Here is a 20,241-nt window from a genome sequence, read left to right as displayed (position 1 = left end):
TTGTTACGCTGGATTAGGAATATCGATAAAGGTTATGTCCAGATCGGTATTTTCATTCAGCCATTCGCTTAATGCGCGAATGCCGCCGCGTTCGGTCGCATGGTGACCGGCAGCATAAAAATGCAGCCCCTGCTCGCGGGCTGAGTGAATGGTTTGCTCAGAGACTTCACCGGTAATAAAGGCGTCGACACCAAATCGGGCTGCGCTATCAATAAAACTTTGACCGCCCCCGGTACACCAGGCAACGCGCTGAACTTTCTCCGGCCCGGTATCACCGCACCATAACGGTTTACGACCTAAACGCGCTTCAATCCACGATGCCAGCTCCAGCCCCGGAACCGGCATGGAGAGTTCTCCCCATGGCACCAGCGGTTCAATTTCCCCCATAACGGTGATTCCCAACAACGCGGCCAACTGCGCGTTATTCCCCAATTCCGGGTGTGCATCCAGCGGCAAGTGCCAGCCATACAGGTTGATATCATTTTCTAACAGCGTTTTCAGACGATTGCGCTTCATGCCGCGAATAACCGGAGATTCGCCTTTCCAGAAATAGCCGTGGTGAACAATAACCGCATCCGCTTGCTGGCGTACCGCCTCGTCCAGCAATGCCTGGCTTGCAGTCACACCGGTCACGATTTTATGCACCGTCTCTTTGCCCTCAACCTGCAAACCATTCGGCGCATAATCGCTAATGGCGGCGCTGTTTAGTTTGTCGTTGATCAGTTGTTCCAGTTCGGTGTTTTTCATCATCGTCCTCGTAGTCATCATTTCTGCCTGCCCAATCAGCAACACAGCTTAGGTTAAAATAGCGTCCCCGCCTGCGTTCGTCGATAGCCATTTCACTGACACATAAAGAAACAATCACACCCGCTTTGAACGTGATTTGCTTACCACTACGCGATCTAATTCATGTATATTTATGCAATAAGACAGCATATTGCAAAAATAATCAGATCTGTATCAAAGTTACAACTTTAAGGAAACACACTCGCGCAGCACGTTCAGCCAGTCGCGAGGCATTTACTTCGAGAAAATAATGAATAAACAAGCATCTCAACCACGGGCGATTTACTACGTCGTCGCGCTACAAATCTGGGAATACTTCAGTTTTTACGGCATGCGTGCGCTGCTGATCCTGTATCTCACTAACCAGCTTAAGTACGACGATAATCACGCATATGAACTGTTCAGCGCCTACTGCTCGCTGGTCTATGTCACCCCTATTCTCGGGGGATACCTGGCCGATAAAGTGCTCGGCAATCGAATGGCGGTGATGATCGGCGCATTTTTAATGGCGGTGGGACATCTGGTATTAGGTGCCAGTGAAATGGCTCCGGCGTTCCTCTATTTGTCGCTTGCGATAATTGTCTGCGGCTACGGTCTGTTTAAATCAAATATCAGTTGCCTGCTGGGCGAGTTATATCAACCTGAAGACCCGCGTCGCGACGGTGGATTCTCTCTGCTCTACGCCGCCGGTAACATCGGTTCGATCATCGCACCAATTGCCTGCGGATACGTGCAGGAAGAGTACAGTTGGGCGATGGGCTTTGCGCTGGCTGCCATCGGCATGCTGGCAGGGCTGGTGATTTTCTTATGTGGAAATCGCCATTTCGCCCACACCACCGGCGTCAACAAGGCCGTTCTGTGTGCTAAAACCTTTATTCTGCCAAACTGGGCCTGGCTGTTAGTTCTGCTAGTTACCACACCGCTGCTGATTACCGTGCTGTTCTGGAAAGAGTGGTCCGTTTACGCACTGATTGTTGCCACCATTATTGGTCTGGCAGTTCTGGCGAAGATTTATCGCCAGGCGCAGACGCAGAAACAGCGCAAAGAGCTGGGGCTTATCGTCACGCTGACCTTCTTCAGCCTGTTGTTTTGGGCCTTTGCTCAACAGGGCGGCAGTTCGATCAGCCTGTATATCGACCGCTTCGTTAACCGCGATATTCTGGGGTATTCCGTCCCTACCGCGATGTTCCAGTCGGTTAACGCTTTTGCCGTTATGCTGTGCGGTATCGTACTGGCGTGGGTAGTCAAAGAAAGCGTGAGTGGCAATCGTACCGTACGTATCTGGGGTAAATTTGCCCTTGGCCTCGGCTTAATGAGCGCTGGGTTCTGTATTCTAACCTTGAGCGCTCGCTGGTCCGCTGCTTACGGCCACTCTTCCATGCCGCTGATGGTACTTGGGTTGGCGGTCATGGGCTTTGCCGAACTGTTTATTGACCCGGTGGCAATGTCGCAAATTACGCGTATTGAGATCCCTGGTGTAACCGGCGTGTTAACCGGCATTTATATGCTGCTTTCCGGCGCCATCGCCAACTACCTGGCTGGTGTTATCGCCGATCAAACCTCACAAGGCTCGTTTGATGCTGCGGGCGCTATCAACTACTCCATCAATGCATACATTGATGTCTTTAGTGAAATTACCTGGGGCGCGCTGGCCTGTGTGGTGCTGGTGCTGCTGATTTGGCTGTACCAGTCGCTTAAGTTCAGAAACCGTTCACTGGCGGTAGAATCCTGAGTGTAGGGGCCCGATGATGTAATCTGATTCGGGCTTTTTTCAGGAATTACGCATGACTGGCAGTCAACTCCTCTTCAGAAAGACCTGTAACCAGAAGCACCATGTTGCGATCTATTCCCTGCTCCAACATAGTTTGCGCTATACGTAATGCGGCTTCTCGTTTGCCTCGCTGCAACCCTTCCTGTAATCCATCTAAGCGTAACCGCTCGGCAATCGTCATCAGCTTCTCCTTATGTTGGGGGATCCGTTGCGCCATCTCTTGTATAAATTCATTAAAGCGAGATTCATCGCCGGATTGCAGGATGTAATTAAACATCGCCTGTAGTTGCGTGTCATTAGCGCACCCTGTAAGTAACAGCGTGGCCAGTTGATCTACCAGCCCCATCAAATCCCGCTGACGGATATGTTTTTGCATTAGTTCCAGCAGTGCCATTCGCCTGTGAGCCATGATTTCGTCATCGGGCACCACTGTGATATCCACCAATGGAAATGCGCTGGCATAAAGTTGCCGTGCCGTTACAGGATCGGTAAACGCATCAAGCCAGCACAGTGAGTACGGATACGGACTTCGACAGCCATGATAAAACAGCATGGGTATCACAATCGGCAGTTCTTTGTGCCCGGCATCCAAATGACGCTGCATCGCCGCTATTGCGTAACGCAGCAGACGAAAAGCCATATGCGGATCGGCTGAACTCTGGTGTTCTATAACCACGTATACATAACCTTCACCATCGTGCGTATGCACAGACCAGAGCACGTCGGAGTAGCGGGTACGTAAATCCGCTTCAATAAAGCTTTCTGACTCCAGCTTCAGCGTATTTAAATCGCAAAGCGTTTGCAGATCTGCGGGTAGATGAATTTCGAGGAAGTCCCGAGCTGTTTCTGGATGATGTAAAAACGTTTTAAATACCGCATCGTGCGGTGTAGATGTCGTTGGTGTTGTCATCAAATTCCGTCACCTGAATGAAGATGACGGCACTTTACTGCTGGCGGAAAACCTCTTCATCAAGGCATTAGCAGCCTTGCGTACACGCTTCAGCGCTAAATGCCCCCCCACTGCAACATATTCATTCTGCTGGAAGGTATTACGCAGAAATCCGCTGCGTGCTTATCCCTTACGTGCCGCCTCATATGCCGCCAGCGTCGCCAGCCTCGCCTGTTTATGATCCACAATCGGGCGAGGATAACTCAGTGTTACCTGCGCTTTTTCAGCCCACGACCACGGTTCATGAATGGCTTTACCCGGCACGTCGTGCAGTTCCGGCACCCACTGGCGGATAAACTCACCGTCACGGTCGAATTTTTCGCCCTGCGTCGTGGGGTTAAAGATACGGAAATACGGTGCGGCGTCGGTTCCGGTTGAGGCTGCCCACTGCCAGCCGCCGTTATTGGCCGCCAGGTCGCCATCGATCAGTTGCGACATGAAATATTGTTCGCCTTTACGCCAGTCGATCAGCAGGTCTTTCACTAAAAAACTGGCGGTAATCATGCGTAAACGATTATGCATCCAGCCCGTGGCGTTGAGCTGACGCATGGCCGCATCCACAATGGGGTAGCCCGTATTCCCTGTTTTCCAGGCCTGCAAATGCGTCGGATTATTCTGCCATTGCACGCGATCGGTCCAGCGAATAAAAGGTTGATACCGACATAGCGCCGGATGGTAAGTCATCAGATGACGATAAAATTCGCGCCAAATAAGCTCATTCAACCAAACGCTGCCTGCCCCATCCTCAAGCGCCTGCGGCTGCTCCACGAGCAGTCGATTCAGGCACTGGCGCGGTGATAGTCCACCTGTCGCCAGGCTCGCGGATAATCGACTGGTTCCGTCAATCGCCGGAAAGTCACGCAGTTGTTCATATTCTCCGGCGGCCTGCTGGCAAAAATGGCGTAATTGCGCGATGGCCAATTTTTCTTCTGCCGGAAATTGCTGCGAATCAAAATCCTGCTGCGGGTAGCTCAGCGTGATGGATGTTAATGGAGAGTCAAGAGCACCGCTTTCTCTCACCTTCGGCGCACTGACACATTCTGGGATCCCGTCTTTTATCCGCTTCAGCCAGGCATTTTTAAACGGCGTAAAGACTTTATACATCTCGTGATTACCGGTCATGACCGCCCCCGGAGGCAGGATCACGCTGTCGTCAAACCCTTCGCACACCACCTGAGGTAATGACTTTTCGACGGCAGCATCACGCTGGCGTTCGTTTATTTCATATTGATAGTTATAAAATATTCGACTGACGCCATGCTGTACGCAGACGTTTTTGACGGTTTCCACACTGGTCGCAAAATCACCGACTTCATGAAACAGAAGCGGGATGCCCTTTTCTGCCAGCGCCGTTTGCAACGCGTTCAACTGCGCGTTAACCAATGCCGCCTGACGCGGGGCCATATCATGCGCCTTCCACTGTACAGGCGTGGAGATATAGAGCGCGAGTACATGTGCAGAACGATCCCGACAAGCCGCCGCCAGCGCGAGATTGTCATGCAGACGTAAATCACGCCGAAACCAGACCAGATGCGTGGTCATAACACTCCCTGATAAAAATTAATCATTGCCCTGTAAACGCCAAATCGCAGGCCAGAGTTCAAAATAACGTTGCCCGGACAACCAGGTGTTCGGGTGCTCAGCCATATAGTGTTTGAGGAGCATTAAGGGTGCAAGTAGCGGCTGCGCCTCGCGTCGATAGTTATCGATTATCGAGGTCAATTCCTGACGTTGACGCAGATCGAGCTGATTACGGAAATAGCCCTGTACGTGCATCAATACATTGGTATGGTTACGCCGGGTAGCAGGATTTAATAACAGATGGATCAATCGTAGGCGATACTCGGTAAAAAAAGCATCGAGATCTTGCCATTCATGGATTGCGGCAACGAAGGGGCCAAGCTCCCGATACTCTGGCTGGGAATGCGCCAGTAGTACCAGTTTGTAGCGGGTATGATAGTCAATTAATGCGCCCCGCGTTAATTTTCGCTGACGCAGGCGGTGCAATTCATGCAAAGCGTAAACACGTATTAATGTATTTTCGTCGAACTGAGGTGCCTCACTCGCTTCTGTGGTCAGACAGGTGCGGATACCAACAGGAATTCTCGTGCTCATCGCCACTCCTTATCCGTTACTCAGATAAGTGTAGACGTCGGCGTATAAAAAAACCGCCACATTGCTGTTGGCGGTTTTCTTGAACAATAACGACAACTTAATAGAAGTCGCAGGTGGCTTTTTCAGCCTGCTCCATCCACACCGGTTTATCACTGGTTTTGGACCAGACGCGGTGCAGATAGCTGTAAAAACGGGCGCGGTCTTTCCAGAACAACATGACCGGCAGCGCCAGCACGCCCGCCACAACGGCAAAGGTACGGCGCAAGAAAACAATGTGTGCTGGATATTCTTTATAAAAGTCCATAATCCTCTCCCATATATCTGTTCGGTGAATCGCACCGGAAAAATAAACTTGGTTAACTGATGAAAATAATACCGCCTTGTGTGTAATTTTGCTACTCATCCGACCACTTATTTTTATCTATTGATGCTCCGTTTAGCTAAAAACCGTAATTAAGTTACATAAAAGTTAAATTAATACTAATCATTAGTTAAATAATGGTCTTTGCCATTTTTATACTTTTTTTACACCCCTCCCACTGATTTTTGCGAAATCTTTGCAAGCAAAAATCTACGCTCTGGTTATCACATTTATGCCACTGGAGGTGCACCGTGAGTGCAGGCGTGATAACCGGCATTGTGCTGGTCTTTTTATTATTAGGTTATCTGGTGTATGCCCTGATTAATGCGGAGGCGTTCTGATGGCGGCCCAAGGATTTTTACTCATTGCCAGTTTCTTGCTGGTACTGTTTATCTTCGCCAGACCGCTGGGTTTTGGCTTGGCTCGGCTGATCAATAATACGTCCCTGCCGGGCCTGGCTGGCGTGGAACATCTGCTCTGGCGCGGTCTGGGCATCTCGCAGCAGGAGATGAACTGGCGGCAGTATCTGTTGGCGATCCTCGCGCTCAATGTGCTGGGGTTGCTGGTCCTGTTTTCAATGCTGATGGCGCAAAACCTGCTGCCGCTAAATCCGCAACAGCTACCTGGGCTTTCGTGGGATTTGGCGCTCAACACGGCGGTAAGTTTTGTCACCAACACCAACTGGCAATCCTATGCTGGCGAAACCACCTTAAGCTACTTCAGCCAGATGGTCGGGCTGACCGTGCAGAACTTCCTGTCAGCGGCAACCGGGATTGCGGTGATTTTTGCCCTGGCCCGTGCCTTTACTCGCCAGAGCATGAACACGCTGGGCAATGCCTGGGTCGATCTGGTTCGCATTACGCTGTGGATCCTGCTCCCCATTGCATTGCTCATTGCGTTGTTCTTCATTCAGCAAGGTGTGCTGCAAAACGTGTTGCCCTATCAGCCCATTACTACCCTTGAAGGGGTGAAACAGCTGCTGCCGATGGGGCCCGTCGCCTCACAGGAAGCGATTAAGATGCTTGGCACTAACGGGGGCGGGTTCTTTAACGCTAACTCATCACATCCGTTTGAAAACCCTACCGCGTTGACCAATCTGGTACAGATGCTGGCCATTTTCTTAATTCCTACCGCGCTGTGTTTTGCCTTTGGTGATGTGGTTGGCGATCGTCGCCAGGGGCGAACCCTGCTGTGGGCCATGTCGTTGATATTTGTAGTCTGCGTAGCCGTGGTGATGTGGGCCGAAGTTCAAGGCAACCCGCACCTGATGGCATTCGGTGCAGACAGTAATATCAACATGGAAGGCAAAGAAAGCCGCTTTGGCGTGCTGGCTACGAGTCTTTTTTCCGTCGTGACGACAGCGGCATCTTGCGGCGCTGTCGATGCGATGCATGACTCCTTCACCGCGCTGGGCGGGATGGTGCCGATGTGGCTAATGCAGATTGGCGAAGTGGTCTTCGGTGGTGTCGGTTCGGGCCTGTACGGCATGCTGCTGTTCGTGTTGTTGGCGGTGTTTATCGCGGGCCTGATGATTGGTCGCACGCCGGAATATCTGGGTAAGAAAATAGACGTGCGCGAAATGAAAATGACCGCACTGGCGATTCTGGTCACCCCTGCGCTGGTGCTGCTCGGTACGGCGATAGCGATGATGAGCGACGCCGGACGCAGCGCCATGCTCAATCCTGGTCCACATGGCTTTAGTGAGGTGTTGTACGCCGTATCGTCTGCCGCGAACAACAACGGCAGCGCCTTCGCCGGATTAAGCGCCAACAGCCCGTTCTGGAACTGTCTGCTGGCCCTGTGCATGTTCTTCGGCCGTTTCGGCGTGATCATTCCCGTGATGGCAATTGCCGGATCGCTGGTCAGTAAAAAGATCCAGCCAGCAAGTCCAGGCACGCTGCCTACCCACGGCGCACTGTTTGTCGGGTTGTTAATCGGTACGGTGTTACTGGTTGGCGCCCTCACCTTTGTTCCTGCCCTGGCGCTTGGCCCGGTCGCAGAATACCTGTCATTACACTGAGTGATGCGGAGCACATGACTATGAGTCGCAAGCAACTGGCGCTGTTCGAACCCTCTCTGGTCGCACAGGCGCTGATGGACGCCGTGAAAAAATTAAGCCCACATACCCAGTGGCGCAATCCGGTGATGTTTATCGTCTGGCTGGGCAGTCTGCTGACAACCCTGTTAACGTTGGCAATGGCCACAGGCCATATGCAAGGCAATCCGTGGTTTACCGGCGCGATAAGTCTGTGGCTGTGGGTCACCGTTCTGTTCGCCAACTTTGCCGAAGCGCTGGCGGAAGGACGCAGTAAGGCTCAGGCTAACAGTCTGAAAGGAGTTAAAAAGACCGCTTTTGCTCGCAAACTCCGCGAACCGAAATACGGTGCCGCCATGGATCACGTTCCGGCGGAGGATTTGCGCAAAGGAGATATCGTGTTAGTAGAAGCGGGCGATATTATCCCGTGTGACGGCGAAGTCATCGAAGGTGGCGCATCGGTGGATGAAAGCGCCATTACCGGTGAATCCGCGCCGGTCATTCGTGAATCCGGTGGTGATTTCGCCTCCGTCACCGGCGGGACCCGCATCCTCTCCGACTGGCTGGTGATTGAATGTAGCGTAAACCCTGGTGAAACGTTTCTCGACCGAATGATCGCCATGGTTGAAGGCGCGCAGCGGCGTAAAACGCCGAATGAAATCGCCCTGACGATCCTGTTAATAGCCCTGACCATCGTTTTTCTGCTGGCGACCGCCACGCTGTGGCCGTTTTCCGCCTGGGGTGGTAGCGCGGTCAGCGTCACGGTACTGGTTGCCCTGCTGGTGTGTCTGATCCCCACCACCATCGGCGGGCTACTCTCCGCAATTGGCGTCGCCGGGATGAGCCGCATGCTGGGCGCGAACGTCATCGCCACCAGCGGACGTGCAGTAGAAGCTGCGGGTGACGTGGACGTACTGCTGCTGGACAAAACCGGCACCATTACGCTGGGTAACCGCCAGGCTTCAGATTTCCTGCCCGCCCAGGGCGTGGACGAAAAAACGCTGGCCGACGCCGCGCAGCTTTCATCTCTGGCCGATGAAACCCCTGAAGGCCGCAGTATCGTGATTCTGGCAAAACAGCGCTTTAATCTGCGTATTCGCGACGTGCAATCACTACACGCCACCTTTGTACCGTTTACCGCCCAAAGTCGGATGAGCGGGATCAACATCGACAACCGCATGATCCGCAAAGGGTCGGTCGATGCTATTCGTCGTCACGTCGAAGCCAACGGCGGCCACTTCCCTGCCGACGTGGAGCAGAAGGTCGAAAACGTCGCACGCCTAGGTGCTACGCCGCTGGTGGTTGCCGAAGGCTCCCGCGTGCTGGGCGTGATTGCCCTGAAAGATATCGTAAAAGGCGGAATCAAGGAACGTTTTGCCCAACTGCGTAAAATGGGCATCAAAACGGTGATGATCACCGGCGATAACCGCCTGACCGCTGCCGCGATTGCGGCAGAAGCCGGGGTAGATGACTTCTTAGCTGAAGCCACGCCGGAAGCCAAGCTGGCGCTGATTCGTCAGTATCAGGCGGAAGGTCGTCTGGTGGCGATGACCGGCGACGGAACCAATGACGCCCCGGCGCTGGCGCAAGCCGACGTGGCAGTCGCCATGAACTCCGGGACCCAGGCGGCGAAGGAAGCGGGCAACATGGTGGATCTCGACTCTAACCCCACCAAGCTGATTGAAGTGGTGCACATTGGTAAACAGATGCTGATGACGCGTGGTTCGCTGACCACCTTCAGTATCGCCAACGATGTGGCGAAGTATTTCGCCATTATCCCGGCCGCGTTTGCCGCCACCTACCCGCAGCTGAATGCGCTTAACGTGATGGGTCTGCATTCGCCGGACTCGGCGATCCTCAGCGCGGTTATCTTTAATGCGCTGGTTATCGTCTTTCTGATCCCGCTGGCGCTTAAAGGCGTGAGCTACAAACCGTTATCCGCATCCGCAATGCTGCGCCGTAATTTGTGGATCTATGGTCTGGGTGGTCTGGTTGTGCCGTTTATCGGTATCAAAGCAATTGATTTACTGCTGACCCTGCTGGGTCTGGTGTGAGGTTTCAGATGAGTGGATTACGTCCTGCATTATCAACATTGATTTTCCTGATGCTTATCACCGGCGGGGCTTACCCGTTGTTGACCACCGCGTTGGGGCAGTGGTGGTTTCCCCACCAGGCTAACGGCTCGCTTCTGCGTGAAGGTCAGGTCGTTCGCGGCTCTGCGCTCATTGGGCAACATTTTACCGTGGCCGGTTATTTTCAGGGACGCCCGTCTGCTACAGCAGAAATGCCCTATAATCCAATGGCTTCAGGCGGCAGCAATCTGGCAGCCAGCAACCCGGAACTGGATAAACAGCTTCAAAGCCGGATAGCCGCGCTGCGTGCCGCCAACCCGCAGGCAAATCCTGCCGTTCCGGTAGAGCTGGTAACGGCTTCTGCCAGCGGGCTGGACAACAACCTGACACCCGCCGCGGTGGCCTGGCAAATCCCCCGCGTGGCGCAGGCTCGCAACCTCAGCGTTGAAGAAGTCACGCGCCTGGTTGCACAATACACGCAAAAGCCGTTGGTCAGTTTTATCGGCCAGCCGGTGGTGAACCTGGTAGAACTTAATTTAGCGCTGGATAAGCACTGAGAAAAAGGACATGCATAACGAACCCTTACGCCCCGACCCCGATCGCCTGCTGGAGCAGACCGCTGCCCCGCACCGCGGAAAACTGAAAATTTTCTTCGGCGCGTGTGCAGGCGTCGGTAAAACCTGGGCCATGCTGGCAGAGGCCCAGCGGCTGCGGGCGCAGGGGTTAGATGTGCTGATTGGCGTGGTGGAAACCCACGGACGCAAAGAGACCGCCGCGCTGCTGGACGGTCTCAGCATCCTGCCGCTAAAGAGACAGGCGCGCCATGGTCGTCATATCAGCGAGTTCGATCTCGACGCGGCGCTGGCCCGCCGTCCGGCGCTCATTTTGATGGATGAACTGGCGCACAGTAATGCGCCTGGCTCACGCCACCCTAAGCGTTGGCAAGATATTGAAGAACTGCTCGAAGCCGGCATTGACGTTTTTACTACCGTCAACGTGCAGCATCTGGAAAGCCTCAATGATGTGGTCAGCGGCGTCACAGGCATTCAGGTTCGCGAAACCGTCCCCGATCCTTTTTTCGATGCCGCCGACGATGTGGTGCTGGTCGATCTTCCCCCCGACGATTTGCGCCAACGCCTGAACGAAGGCAAGGTCTATATCGCCGGTCAGGCGGAAAGAGCCATCGAGCATTTCTTTCGCAAAGGGAACTTGATCGCGCTACGTGAGCTGGCCCTGCGCCGCACGGCCGATCGGGTTGACGATCAGATGCGTGCCTGGCGAGGGCGTCCGGGGGAAGAAAAAGTCTGGCATACCCGTGACGCCATTTTACTGTGCATTGGACACAATACCGGCAGCGAAAAGCTGGTGCGTGCTGCCGCGCGTCTGGCAGCGCGCCTCGGCAGCGTCTGGCATGCAGTGTATGTCGAAACGCCAGCGCTGCACCGACTGCCCGAAAAACAGCGCCGGGCAATCCTAAGCGCTCTGCGGTTAGCCCAGGAGCTGGGTGCAGAAACCGCCACCCTTTCCGATCCCGCTGAAGACAAGGCTGTAATCCGCTACGCTCGTGAGCATAATCTGGGAAAAATTGTCCTCGGACGTCCGACTACACGACGCTGGTGGCGCAGTGATTCCTTTGCTGACAAACTGGCCCATCGCGCACCGGATCTCGACCTGATGATTGTTGCACTCGATGAGCCACCTTCGCGCCCTGTGCTACAAACTGCAGATAACCGCACCTTTAAGGATAAATGGCGGGTACAAATTCAGGGTTGTGTGGTTGCCGTCGCGCTGTGCGCCATCATTACGTTGATTGCCATGCAGTGGTTGATGGCCTTTGACGCCGCCAACCTGGTGATGATCTATTTATTGGGCGTGGTGGTTATCGCCCTCTTTTACGGACGCTGGCCGTCGGTGCTGGCAACTTTTATTAACGTCGCCAGCTTCGATCTCTTCTTTATCGCTCCGCGTGGCACGCTGGCCGTTTCCGATGTCCAGTACCTGCTCACCTTCGCCGTGATGCTAACGGTAGGGCTGGTTATTGGTAATCTGACCGCCGGAGTGCGTTATCAGGCGCGGGTGGCCCGTTATCGTGAACAACGTACGCGCCATTTGTATGAGATGTCGAAAGCGCTGGCCGTTGGGCGTAGTCAGCAAGATATTGCCGCCACCAGCGAACAGTTTATTGCCTCAACGTTCCAGGCCCGCAGCCAGGTTTTACTGCCCGGTGAGAACGGTAAGCTGGCCCCTCTCACCCATCAACAGGGCATGACGCCGTGGGATGATGCCATTGCCCAATGGAGCTTTGATAAAGGGCAACCGGCTGGCGCAGGTACTGACACGTTGCCAGGTGTGCCGTATCAAATTTTACCGTTAAAAAGTGCTGACAAAACGCATGGGCTGCTGGTTGTGGAACCAGGAAATTTACGCCAGTTGATGATCCCCGAACAGCAACGCCTGCTGGAAACTTTTACTTTACTGGTCGCCAGTGCGCTGGAGCGTCTGACGCTGACTGCCAGCGAAGAGCAAGCCCGGTTTGCCAGCGAGCGCGAAAGCATTCGCAACGCGCTGCTCGCCGCCCTTTCCCACGATTTACGTACACCGCTAACGGTGCTGTTTGGTCAGGCAGAGATCTTAACGTTGGATCTGGCAAGCGAAGGATCGCCGCACGCGCGCCAGGCCAGTGAGATTCGCCAGCACGTCCTTAATACGACCCGACTGGTTAATAACCTGCTGGATATGGCGCGAATTCAGTCTGGCGGCTTTAATCTTAAGAAGGAGTGGTTAACACTGGAAGAGGTGGTCGGCAGCGCCCTGCAGATGCTGGAGCCAGGACTCTCTGCTCCTATTAATTTGTCGCTACCAGCACCGTTGACGCTGATCCACGTCGATGGCCCACTCTTTGAACGGGTGCTGATTAATCTGCTGGAAAACGCCGTTAAATACGCAGGTCCAGCGGCGCAAATCGGTATTGATGCCAGCGTCGATGGCGAACACCTGCAACTGGACGTCTGGGATAATGGCCCCGGCATTCCATCGGGTATGGAGCAGCGAGTTTTTGACAAGTTTTCCCGGGGAAACAAAGAGTCATCGGTACCGGGCGTTGGGCTGGGGCTGGCAATCTGTCAGGCCATTGTGGACGTGCACGGCGGTACGATTTCCGTCCACAATCGCGCACAGGGAGGAGCATGTTTCCGTGTTACACTGCCCCAGGAAATCCCCCCTGAACTTGAAGATTTTCATGAGGATATGTGACGAACGTACTGATTGTTGAAGATGAACAGGCTATCCGTCGCTTTCTGCGCACCGCGCTGGAAGCCGATGGTCTGCGTGTATATGAAGCGGAAACGCTGCAACGTGGTCTGCTGGAAGCCGCCACGCGAAAACCCGATCTCATCATTCTCGATCTCGGTCTGCCGGACGGTGACGGCATTGATTTTATTCGTGACCTGCGACAATGGAGCGCGATACCGGTAATTGTGCTCTCAGCCCGCAGCGAAGAAAGCGATAAAATCGCCGCTCTGGATGCCGGTGCCGATGACTATCTCAGTAAACCATTTGGTATTGGCGAGCTACAGGCGCGATTACGCGTGGCATTGCGCCGCCACGCCAGCGGCGCGTCTCCCGAGCCGGTGGTGCATTTTTCCAACGTAAAAGTAGATATCGCCGCCCGGCTCGTACATCGTGGTGATGAAGAGATTCATCTGACGCCGATTGAGTTTCGCCTGTTAGCGGTACTGCTGAATAATGCCGGAAAGGTACTAACGCAACGCCAGTTGCTAAATCAGGTTTGGGGACCGAACGCCGTCGAACACAGTCACTATCTGCGAATTTACATGGGACACCTGCGCCAGAAGCTGGAACAGGACCCGGCGCGTCCGCGTCATTTTCTGACCGAAACCGGGATTGGTTATCGGTTTATGCCGTGAATCTAAGCCGAATAAAAAAAGCCGGATCAGCACAAAGCTATCCGGCTTTTTAATTCATGCCGGATAGCGACGCTAGCGTCTTATCCGGCCTACGGTTTACGCGTTTTTCAGCACTTCGCTGACGATCTCAACCGCTTCTTTTTCAATCTGCTTGCGATGTTCTTCACCGAGGAAGCTCTCGCAGTAGATTTTATAAGCGTCTTCGGTGCCGGACGGACGAGCGGCAAACCAGCCGTTGTCAGTCATCACTTTCAGACCGCCGATAGAAGCACCGTTGCCCGGTGCCGCCGTCAGACGTGCGGTGATCGGGTCGCCCGCCAGCGTGCTGGCACTCACCATTTCCGGAGACAGCTTAGACAGCGCCGCTTTCTGCGCGGAGGTCGCACTTGCCTGCAGGCGGTTGTAGCTCGGCGCACCAAAGCGGGCAGCCAGTTCGTTGTAGTGCTCCTGCGGATTCTTACCGGTCACTGCGGTAATTTCTGCCGCCAACAGGCACATGATGATGCCGTCTTTGTCGGTCGACCACGGTGTACCGTCGAAACGCAGGAAAGATGCCCCCGCGCTCTCTTCACCACCAAAGCCAAAGCTGCCGTCGAACAGACCGTCAACAAACCATTTAAAGCCAACCGGCACTTCGACCAGTTTACGCCCTAAATCATTCACCACGCGGTCAATCATCGCCGAGGACACCAGCGTCTTACCAACGGCAACATCTTTGCCCCACTGCGGACGATGCTGGAACAGGTAGTTGATCGCCACCGCCAGATAGTGGTTCGGATTCATCAGCCCTGCCGGGGTGACGATACCGTGACGGTCGTAGTCTGGGTCGTTGGCAAAGGCCAGATCGAACTTGTCGCGCAGCGCCAGCAGGCCCGCCATCGCGCACTCGGAGGAGCAGTCCATGCGGATTGCGCCATCTTTGTCGAGATGCATGAAACGGAAAGTCTGATCAACGTGATCGTTAACGATAGTCAGGTTCAGGTTGTAGTGCTTAGCAATACGCTTCCAGTATTCGATACCGGAACCGCCCAGCGGATCGACACCCAGTGTCAGACCCGCTTTTTGGATCGCCGCCATGTCGACGATGTCAGCCAGTCCTTCAACAAACGGCTGAACCAGATCCTGCTCTGTTACATGACCAGATGCCAGCGCAGCGTCCAGCGACATGCGCTTCACGCCTTGCAGACCGTCAGCCAGCAGCGCGTTGGCTCTGTCTTCCACCACTTTGGTGACGTTGGTATCTGCCGGACCACCGTTTGGCGGGTTGTATTTAATGCCGCCATCTTCCGGCGGGTTGTGGGACGGCGTGATCACAATGCCGTCAGCCAGCGGGCCTCCTTTTTTATTGTGGACCAGGATAGCATTCGACACAGCAGGGGTTGGCGTAAAGCCGTTATTTTCCTGCACGATGACGTCAACGCCGTTCGCCGCCAGCACTTCCAGTACAGAGATAAAAGCCGGTTCAGACAGCGCGTGGGTATCCTTGCCCACATAGCACGGGCCAGTAATCCCGTTTTTCGCACGTTCTTCAGCAATCGCCTGAGCGATAGCCAGAATATGCGGCTCGTTAAAACTATGACGACCTGCACTGCCGCGATGTCCGGACGTACCGAACTTAACGGCGTGCTCAGCGTTCCCTGCTGTTGGTTTCAGTACATAGTACTGTGCCGTCAGTTGGGCGACGTTAATCAAATCACTCTGTTGCGCAGGTTGACCTGCACGGTTGTGGATTGCCATTGCCTGGTCCTTCTAATGCAAGGATTAAATTGTTCCGCAAACCTTTTCAATCAATTCCGCAGGGAATTGCATTGACTGCATGATGTGTTCAACCATGCTGCATTTACGGCCGGTATTGGTGTTGGTGATCACCCAGTACGGCGTGCCTGGCACGTGTTTCGGTTTGGTTTGATTACCATTTTTCAGCAGCGTCTGTTCATCCGCTGCAAAATAAACGCGCGTACGGCCATGCAACGATTCCGTTGCTTCGGCGAACGCGTTTTGATCCAGTGAATAGAGTGTAGACAGCACCAGCATAAAGCGATTTACTGCTTTCTTCTGTTCCGCGTATTCGTCGGACAGCAGTAGTTCACGCATCGCGCGCACTTTATCTTTTACGGGGTTAACCGGCTTAGCTTCCACGACAGGTTGCACAGCGCGGACTTCTTTGACTACCGGAGTGACAGGCTGTGATGCGGCGGAAAATTTCAACATACGCCGTAAAATGTCGGATGCGCTCTCGCCAATATGCTTGGTGTGGCTGGCAATATAGCTATAGAGTTCATCATCAACTTCAATCGTTTTCATCTTAATCCAGTGCAGTGTTTAGCTGAATACAAGTTGTCGGGGTAAACACACGTAGTGTAAAGGCAAATCCCAACAGCGGATAGCGTCAAGCCTGGTGGCCAGCAAAACTCAGAGTAACCGTAGTTGTTGCAGCCATGTGGCAGAATGGTCAACATGATACCCTAACCCGTGAGTGTGAAAAAAAGAACTTTGCCATGAAATTGAATATCCGAGCGCAATCTGCGCAAAACCTGCACAATAATTCTCCCATCGTCCTGGTTCACGGCCTGTTTGGCAGTCTGGATAACCTGGGGATCCTGGCACGCGATCTGGTGGTCGATCACGATATCATCCAGGTCGATATGCGAAATCATGGCCTCTCCCCTCGTTCCCCTGAGATGAATTATCCGGCCATGGCGCAAGATTTGCTGGATACGCTGGACGCTCAGCAAATAGAAAAGGCGACCTTTATTGGTCACTCGATGGGGGGGAAAGCCGTCATGGCGTTAACCGCACTGGCTCCTGATCGTATCGATCGACTGGTGGCCATTGATATTGCTCCGGTCGACTATCATGTTCGCCGTCACGATGCGATCTTTACCGCTATTAATGCCGTAACCGATGCCCAGGCCACTTCGCGTCAGCAGGCGGCCAGCGTCATGCGTCAACATCTGCATGAGGAAGGCGTAATCCAGTTTCTGCTGAAATCTTTCGTCGACGGCGAATGGCGTTTTAACGTTCCCGTGCTGTGGGATCAGTATCCTCATATCGTCGGTTGGGAAACCATTCCTGCGTGGGAGCACCCGGCGCTGTTTATCCCTGGCGGCAACTCACCGTATGTTACCGAAGCGTATCGCGAACAACTGCTGGCGCAATTCCCACAGGCTCGGGCGCATGTTATTGCAGGAGCCGGTCATTGGGTCCATGCGGAAAAACCGGAGGCGGTGCTGCGCGCCATCCGTCGTTATCTGAACGAACAGGCTAACTGATTAAAAACTCAGCGTCTGCGCGCGATTACGCGCGTGGGCGTTGGCGTGTCACCCCTGCTGATGTATTATGGCGCGCTATCCATCCGGGCAGACGCCTGGCTGATTGTTTCCCCGAAGTCACCAAGATCATGGCCAAAGAACAAACGGACCGTACGACATTAGATCTGTTCGCGCAGGAGCGTCGCCCGGGACGACCCAAAACTAATCCGCTCTCGCGTGATGAACAGTTACGTATTAATAAACGTAATCAGCTTAAGCGTGACAAAGTTCGCGGGCTTAAGCGTGTCGAACTGAAACTGAACGCTGATGCCGTTGACGTTCTGAACGAGCTGGCTGAGGCGCGCAACATGAGTCGCAGTGAACTCATCGAAGAGATGCTGATGACCCAACTCAGCACATTGCGCGGTCAGGCATAGTCTGAATTTCTGCTCTAAATCATAAATCGTGTAGCACAGAGTGCAGTCCTGCGTGTTTGCTGTTTCCGCATGCCTGACTGTTCTGCTATGATTGCCCTTATCCGTGGGCAATGCGCCACCACCATTTCAATAAGTTTCAAGAGGTTATTTTACTCATGGCAATCACTGGCATCTTTTTCGGCAGCGACACCGGTAATACCGAAAACATCGCAAAAATGATTCAAAAACAGCTTGGTAAAGACGTTGCCGATGTTCATGACATTGCAAAAAGCAGCAAAGAAGACCTCGAAGGTTATGACATTCTGCTGCTCGGCATCCCAACCTGGTACTACGGTGAAGCTCAGTGTGACTGGGACGACTTCTTCCCTACCCTCGAAGACATTGATTTTAATGGCAAACTGGTTGCATTGTTCGGCTGCGGCGACCAGGAAGATTACGCAGAATATTTCTGCGATGCGTTAGGGACCATTCGCGACATCATCGAACCGCGCGGCGCAACTATCGTTGGTCACTGGCCGACTGCGGGTTATCACTTTGAAGCGTCTAAAGGCCTGGCTGACGACGATCACTTTGTCGGTCTGGCTATCGATGAAGATCGCCAGCCAGAACTGACAGCAGAACGCGTAGAAAAATGGGTTAAGCAGATCTCTGAAGAGCTGCACCTCGACGAAATCATTAATGCCTGATTTCGTGCGGCGCAGATTTCCATCTGCGCCGCATCAATAGATAAAACCAATCAAAATAATTGCTACAAATTTGTAACTTTTTCGTCTGACCCTGTACAATGGCTGGATGCCAATCGGGTGTTGCACAGTGTGTTTGTCGGCGATACCACGTTTTGATTAACAATATATGCCAGAGACTTGCAGTTTTCATTTAGCCATGGCAGTTCTATAATGATACGCATTATCTCAAGTGCAATTTCTGTCACTTCTGTTAATGAAGTGAATCGTTTAGCTACAGGACAGATTCCGCATGACTGACAACAATACCGCATTAAAGAAGGCTGGCCTGAAAGTAACGCTTCCTCGTTTAAAAATTCTGGAAGTTCTTCAGGAACCGGATAACCATCACGTCAGTGCGGAAGATTTATACAAACGCCTGATCGATATGGGTGAAGAGATTGGTCTGGCGACCGTGTATCGTGTGCTGAACCAGTTTGATGATGCCGGTATCGTGACCCGCCATAATTTTGAAGGTGGTAAATCCGTCTTCGAACTGACTCAACAGCATCACCACGATCACCTCATTTGCCTCGACTGCGGCAAAGTGGTCGAGTTCAGCGATGATTCCATCGAAGCGCGCCAGCGTGAGATTGCGGCTAAACATGGCATTCGCTTAACTAACCATAGCCTCTATCTTTACGGTCACTGCGCCGAAGGCGATTGCCGCGAAGATGAGCATGCCCACGACGGCAAATAATGTAATGCTTTTTGAAAAGCCAACCTTCCGGTTGGCTTTTTTTATGGGCGTTACCTGCCCTTTTCCCCTTCCCTCCGCTCCTGTGTTGCTTTAATGTAAAATCAATTGCCCCTTCCGGAGAGTCGAAATGGAACTTCGCCAGCTACGCTATTTTGTGCGCATTGTAGAAACCGGCAGCATGGGTAGCGCGGCACTCGATCTCAATATCGGGGTTTCGGCACTCAGCCAGCAAATGTCGCGTCTGGAAAACGAACTCGCTATTCGCCTGCTGCAGCGCACCTCGCGAGGCGTGACGCCCACCAGCGCCGGACTGGCTTTTTACTCCCAGGCGCAGCTGGCGCTCCGTCACGCAGACGATGCGATCCTCGCCGCACGAGAGTCCCGGCTTTCCGGGCACGTCAGCGTCGGTATGGCTCCCAGTACCGCTTCCGTTCTCGGTATGCCTTTTATTCACGCCATGCGGGAAAGCTATAGCGATGTTCGCCTGCACGTGGTGGAAAGTCTCTCTGGTAATCTGGAACGGATGATTAATACCCGCCAGATTGATCTGGCTGTCGTGTTTCAGAAAGAGAAGATCCTGCGCTGGAGTGCCAGACCGATTCTCGAAGAACGGCTGTTTTTGATTGGGACCCATGCCCTACTGGCTGATATTGCCGATGACAATATTGCGCCTGCCCAACTGGCGAGTATTCCATTGATAATGCCAAGCCCAGGCCACGGTCTGCGCGGCAGGCTGGAGGCAATTAGTCAGGAACACACGCTGAACATTGAGATCGCGACAGAAATTGATGGTCTGGCGCTGCTGATGCGCGCCGTGCGCAGTGGCATTGGCGCCACTCTTCAACCCGGAGCGGCGATTTCCCATCTCGATAAAGAGACGCTAAGAGTGATCGGCGTCCATAATCCGATACTTAGCCGCCCCAACTTTCTGGTGAGCCTCTCTGACGATGAGCTCACCCCGGCGGGCCTCGCTGCCCGCGTGGTACTGACGAAAGTGATGCATCAATTGGTAGAAGCAGGAAGCTGGCCAGGTGCCATCCTTTACAATAACTAAAGCCCTCTTTAGCGCTACGTCATAGCGCCCGCACAAGCCGTGCGTATACATTTCAATTACAA

At 53.5% G+C, this 20,241-nt stretch carries 20 protein-coding genes; 13 read left to right on the top strand and 7 right to left on the bottom strand.

Features of this window, described 5'->3' with window-relative positions; genetic code table 11:
- Positions 1-3 precede the first annotated feature (3 nt).
- On the bottom strand, positions 4-747 hold the full coding sequence (gene ybgI / locus OGY08_RS23910; protein ID WP_057067734.1) for a radiation resistance protein YbgI: 744 nt from the start codon (positions 745-747) through the stop codon (positions 4-6).
- 289 nt (positions 748-1,036) lie between these two features.
- Between ybgI and dtpD the strand changes: the two genes are divergently transcribed.
- Entirely contained in the window at positions 1,037-2,518 is a 1,482-nt protein-coding gene (dtpD, locus tag OGY08_RS23905; protein WP_125362511.1) for a dipeptide permease DtpD, read from the top strand.
- A 46-nt stretch (positions 2,519-2,564) separates the two neighbouring features.
- Here the strand turns inward: dtpD and OGY08_RS23900 are convergent, their stop codons facing one another.
- The 4 genes from OGY08_RS23900 to OGY08_RS23885 form a co-directional block, all read right to left on the bottom strand.
- Positions 2,565-3,467, bottom strand: a complete 903-nt coding sequence (locus OGY08_RS23900) for an Rpn family recombination-promoting nuclease/putative transposase (RefSeq protein ID WP_020996544.1) — start codon at positions 3,465-3,467, stop codon at positions 2,565-2,567.
- Between the two features lie 162 nt (positions 3,468-3,629).
- Positions 3,630-5,048, bottom strand: a complete 1,419-nt coding sequence (gene phrB / locus OGY08_RS23895) for a deoxyribodipyrimidine photo-lyase (RefSeq protein WP_125362510.1) — start codon at positions 5,046-5,048, stop codon at positions 3,630-3,632.
- 18 nt (positions 5,049-5,066) lie between these two features.
- Positions 5,067-5,621 (bottom strand): DUF1722 domain-containing protein, encoded by a 555-nt coding sequence (locus OGY08_RS23890; RefSeq protein ID WP_100247216.1) that lies wholly within the window; start codon positions 5,619-5,621, stop codon positions 5,067-5,069.
- A gap of 97 nt (positions 5,622-5,718) precedes the next feature.
- Positions 5,719-5,925: a YbfA family protein gene (locus OGY08_RS23885; RefSeq protein WP_003022870.1), complete on the bottom strand. Its 207-nt coding sequence runs from the start codon at positions 5,923-5,925 to the stop codon at positions 5,719-5,721.
- Positions 5,926-6,233: 308 nt separating this feature from the next.
- Here OGY08_RS23885 and kdpF point away from each other — a divergent pair, with 308 nt between their 5' ends.
- The 6 genes from kdpF to kdpE are packed head-to-tail and all read left to right on the top strand — an operon-like array spanning position 6,234 to position 14,015.
- Positions 6,234-6,323 (top strand): K(+)-transporting ATPase subunit F, encoded by a 90-nt coding sequence (kdpF, locus tag OGY08_RS23880; RefSeq protein ID WP_001670793.1) that lies wholly within the window; start codon positions 6,234-6,236, stop codon positions 6,321-6,323.
- Positions 6,323-8,002, top strand: coding sequence for a potassium-transporting ATPase subunit KdpA (gene kdpA / locus OGY08_RS23875; protein WP_125362509.1), 1,680 nt, complete (start codon positions 6,323-6,325; stop codon positions 8,000-8,002). The genes kdpF and kdpA overlap by 1 nt, the downstream gene beginning before the upstream one ends.
- 20 nt (positions 8,003-8,022) lie before the next feature.
- Complete coding sequence (gene kdpB / locus OGY08_RS23870) at positions 8,023-10,071, top strand: potassium-transporting ATPase subunit KdpB (RefSeq protein ID WP_020996545.1); 2,049 nt, start codon at positions 8,023-8,025, stop codon at positions 10,069-10,071.
- A gap of 8 nt (positions 10,072-10,079) precedes the next feature.
- Positions 10,080-10,646 carry a potassium-transporting ATPase subunit KdpC gene (gene kdpC / locus OGY08_RS23865; RefSeq protein WP_048214676.1) on the top strand — a complete coding sequence of 189 codons (567 nt, stop codon included), beginning with the start codon at positions 10,080-10,082 and terminating at the stop codon, positions 10,644-10,646.
- Between the two features lie 10 nt (positions 10,647-10,656).
- Positions 10,657-13,341, top strand: a complete 2,685-nt coding sequence (gene kdpD, locus OGY08_RS23860) for a two-component system sensor histidine kinase KdpD (RefSeq protein WP_032942706.1) — start codon at positions 10,657-10,659, stop codon at positions 13,339-13,341.
- Positions 13,338-14,015, top strand: a complete 678-nt coding sequence (gene kdpE, locus OGY08_RS23855) for a two-component system response regulator KdpE (protein ID WP_048226088.1) — start codon at positions 13,338-13,340, stop codon at positions 14,013-14,015. The genes kdpD and kdpE overlap by 4 nt, the downstream gene beginning before the upstream one ends.
- Before the next feature lie 96 nt (positions 14,016-14,111).
- On the opposite strand, the gene pgm is transcribed toward kdpE, so the two are convergent.
- Both pgm and seqA read right to left on the bottom strand, forming a co-directional pair.
- A complete protein-coding gene (gene pgm, locus OGY08_RS23850; RefSeq protein ID WP_008784117.1) occupies positions 14,112-15,752 on the bottom strand; it encodes a phosphoglucomutase (alpha-D-glucose-1,6-bisphosphate-dependent) in 1,641 nt (546 codons plus the stop codon).
- A gap of 24 nt (positions 15,753-15,776) precedes the next feature.
- A complete protein-coding gene (gene seqA / locus OGY08_RS23845) occupies positions 15,777-16,319 on the bottom strand; it encodes a replication initiation negative regulator SeqA (RefSeq protein WP_048214679.1) in 543 nt (180 codons plus the stop codon).
- A gap of 194 nt (positions 16,320-16,513) precedes the next feature.
- On the opposite strand from seqA, the gene ybfF reads away from it, so the two are divergent.
- The 6 genes from ybfF (at position 16,514) to tcuR (ending at position 20,179) form a co-directional block, all read left to right on the top strand.
- Positions 16,514-17,287 carry an esterase gene (gene ybfF / locus OGY08_RS23840; RefSeq protein ID WP_048236466.1) on the top strand — a complete coding sequence of 258 codons (774 nt, stop codon included), beginning with the start codon at positions 16,514-16,516 and terminating at the stop codon, positions 17,285-17,287.
- 128 nt (positions 17,288-17,415) lie between these two features.
- Complete coding sequence (ybfE, locus tag OGY08_RS23835) at positions 17,416-17,703, top strand: LexA regulated protein (RefSeq protein WP_125362508.1); 288 nt, start codon at positions 17,416-17,418, stop codon at positions 17,701-17,703.
- A 155-nt stretch (positions 17,704-17,858) separates the two neighbouring features.
- Positions 17,859-18,389, top strand: coding sequence for a flavodoxin FldA (fldA, locus tag OGY08_RS23830; RefSeq protein ID WP_003022839.1), 531 nt, complete (start codon positions 17,859-17,861; stop codon positions 18,387-18,389).
- 210 nt (positions 18,390-18,599) lie between these two features.
- On the top strand, positions 18,600-18,686 hold the full coding sequence (locus OGY08_RS23825; protein WP_100247215.1) for a ryhB-regulated fur leader peptide: 87 nt from the start codon (positions 18,600-18,602) through the stop codon (positions 18,684-18,686).
- Entirely contained in the window at positions 18,679-19,125 is a 447-nt protein-coding gene (fur, locus tag OGY08_RS23820) for a ferric iron uptake transcriptional regulator (protein WP_003022836.1), read from the top strand. Before OGY08_RS23825 ends, fur begins: the two co-directional genes overlap by 8 nt.
- A 127-nt stretch (positions 19,126-19,252) precedes the next feature.
- Positions 19,253-20,179 (top strand): tricarballylate utilization LysR family transcriptional regulator TcuR, encoded by a 927-nt coding sequence (gene tcuR / locus OGY08_RS23815; protein ID WP_125362507.1) that lies wholly within the window; start codon positions 19,253-19,255, stop codon positions 20,177-20,179.
- The last annotated feature ends 62 nt before the right edge of the window (positions 20,180-20,241 follow it).

The sequence above is a fragment of the Citrobacter sp. Cpo069 genome, from assembly GCF_030332785.1.
Classification (GTDB): domain Bacteria; phylum Pseudomonadota; class Gammaproteobacteria; order Enterobacterales; family Enterobacteriaceae; genus Citrobacter; species Citrobacter portucalensis.
The sequence above is the reverse complement of the archived record's forward strand: the minus strand, read 5'-3'. Positions and strand labels throughout refer to the sequence as shown.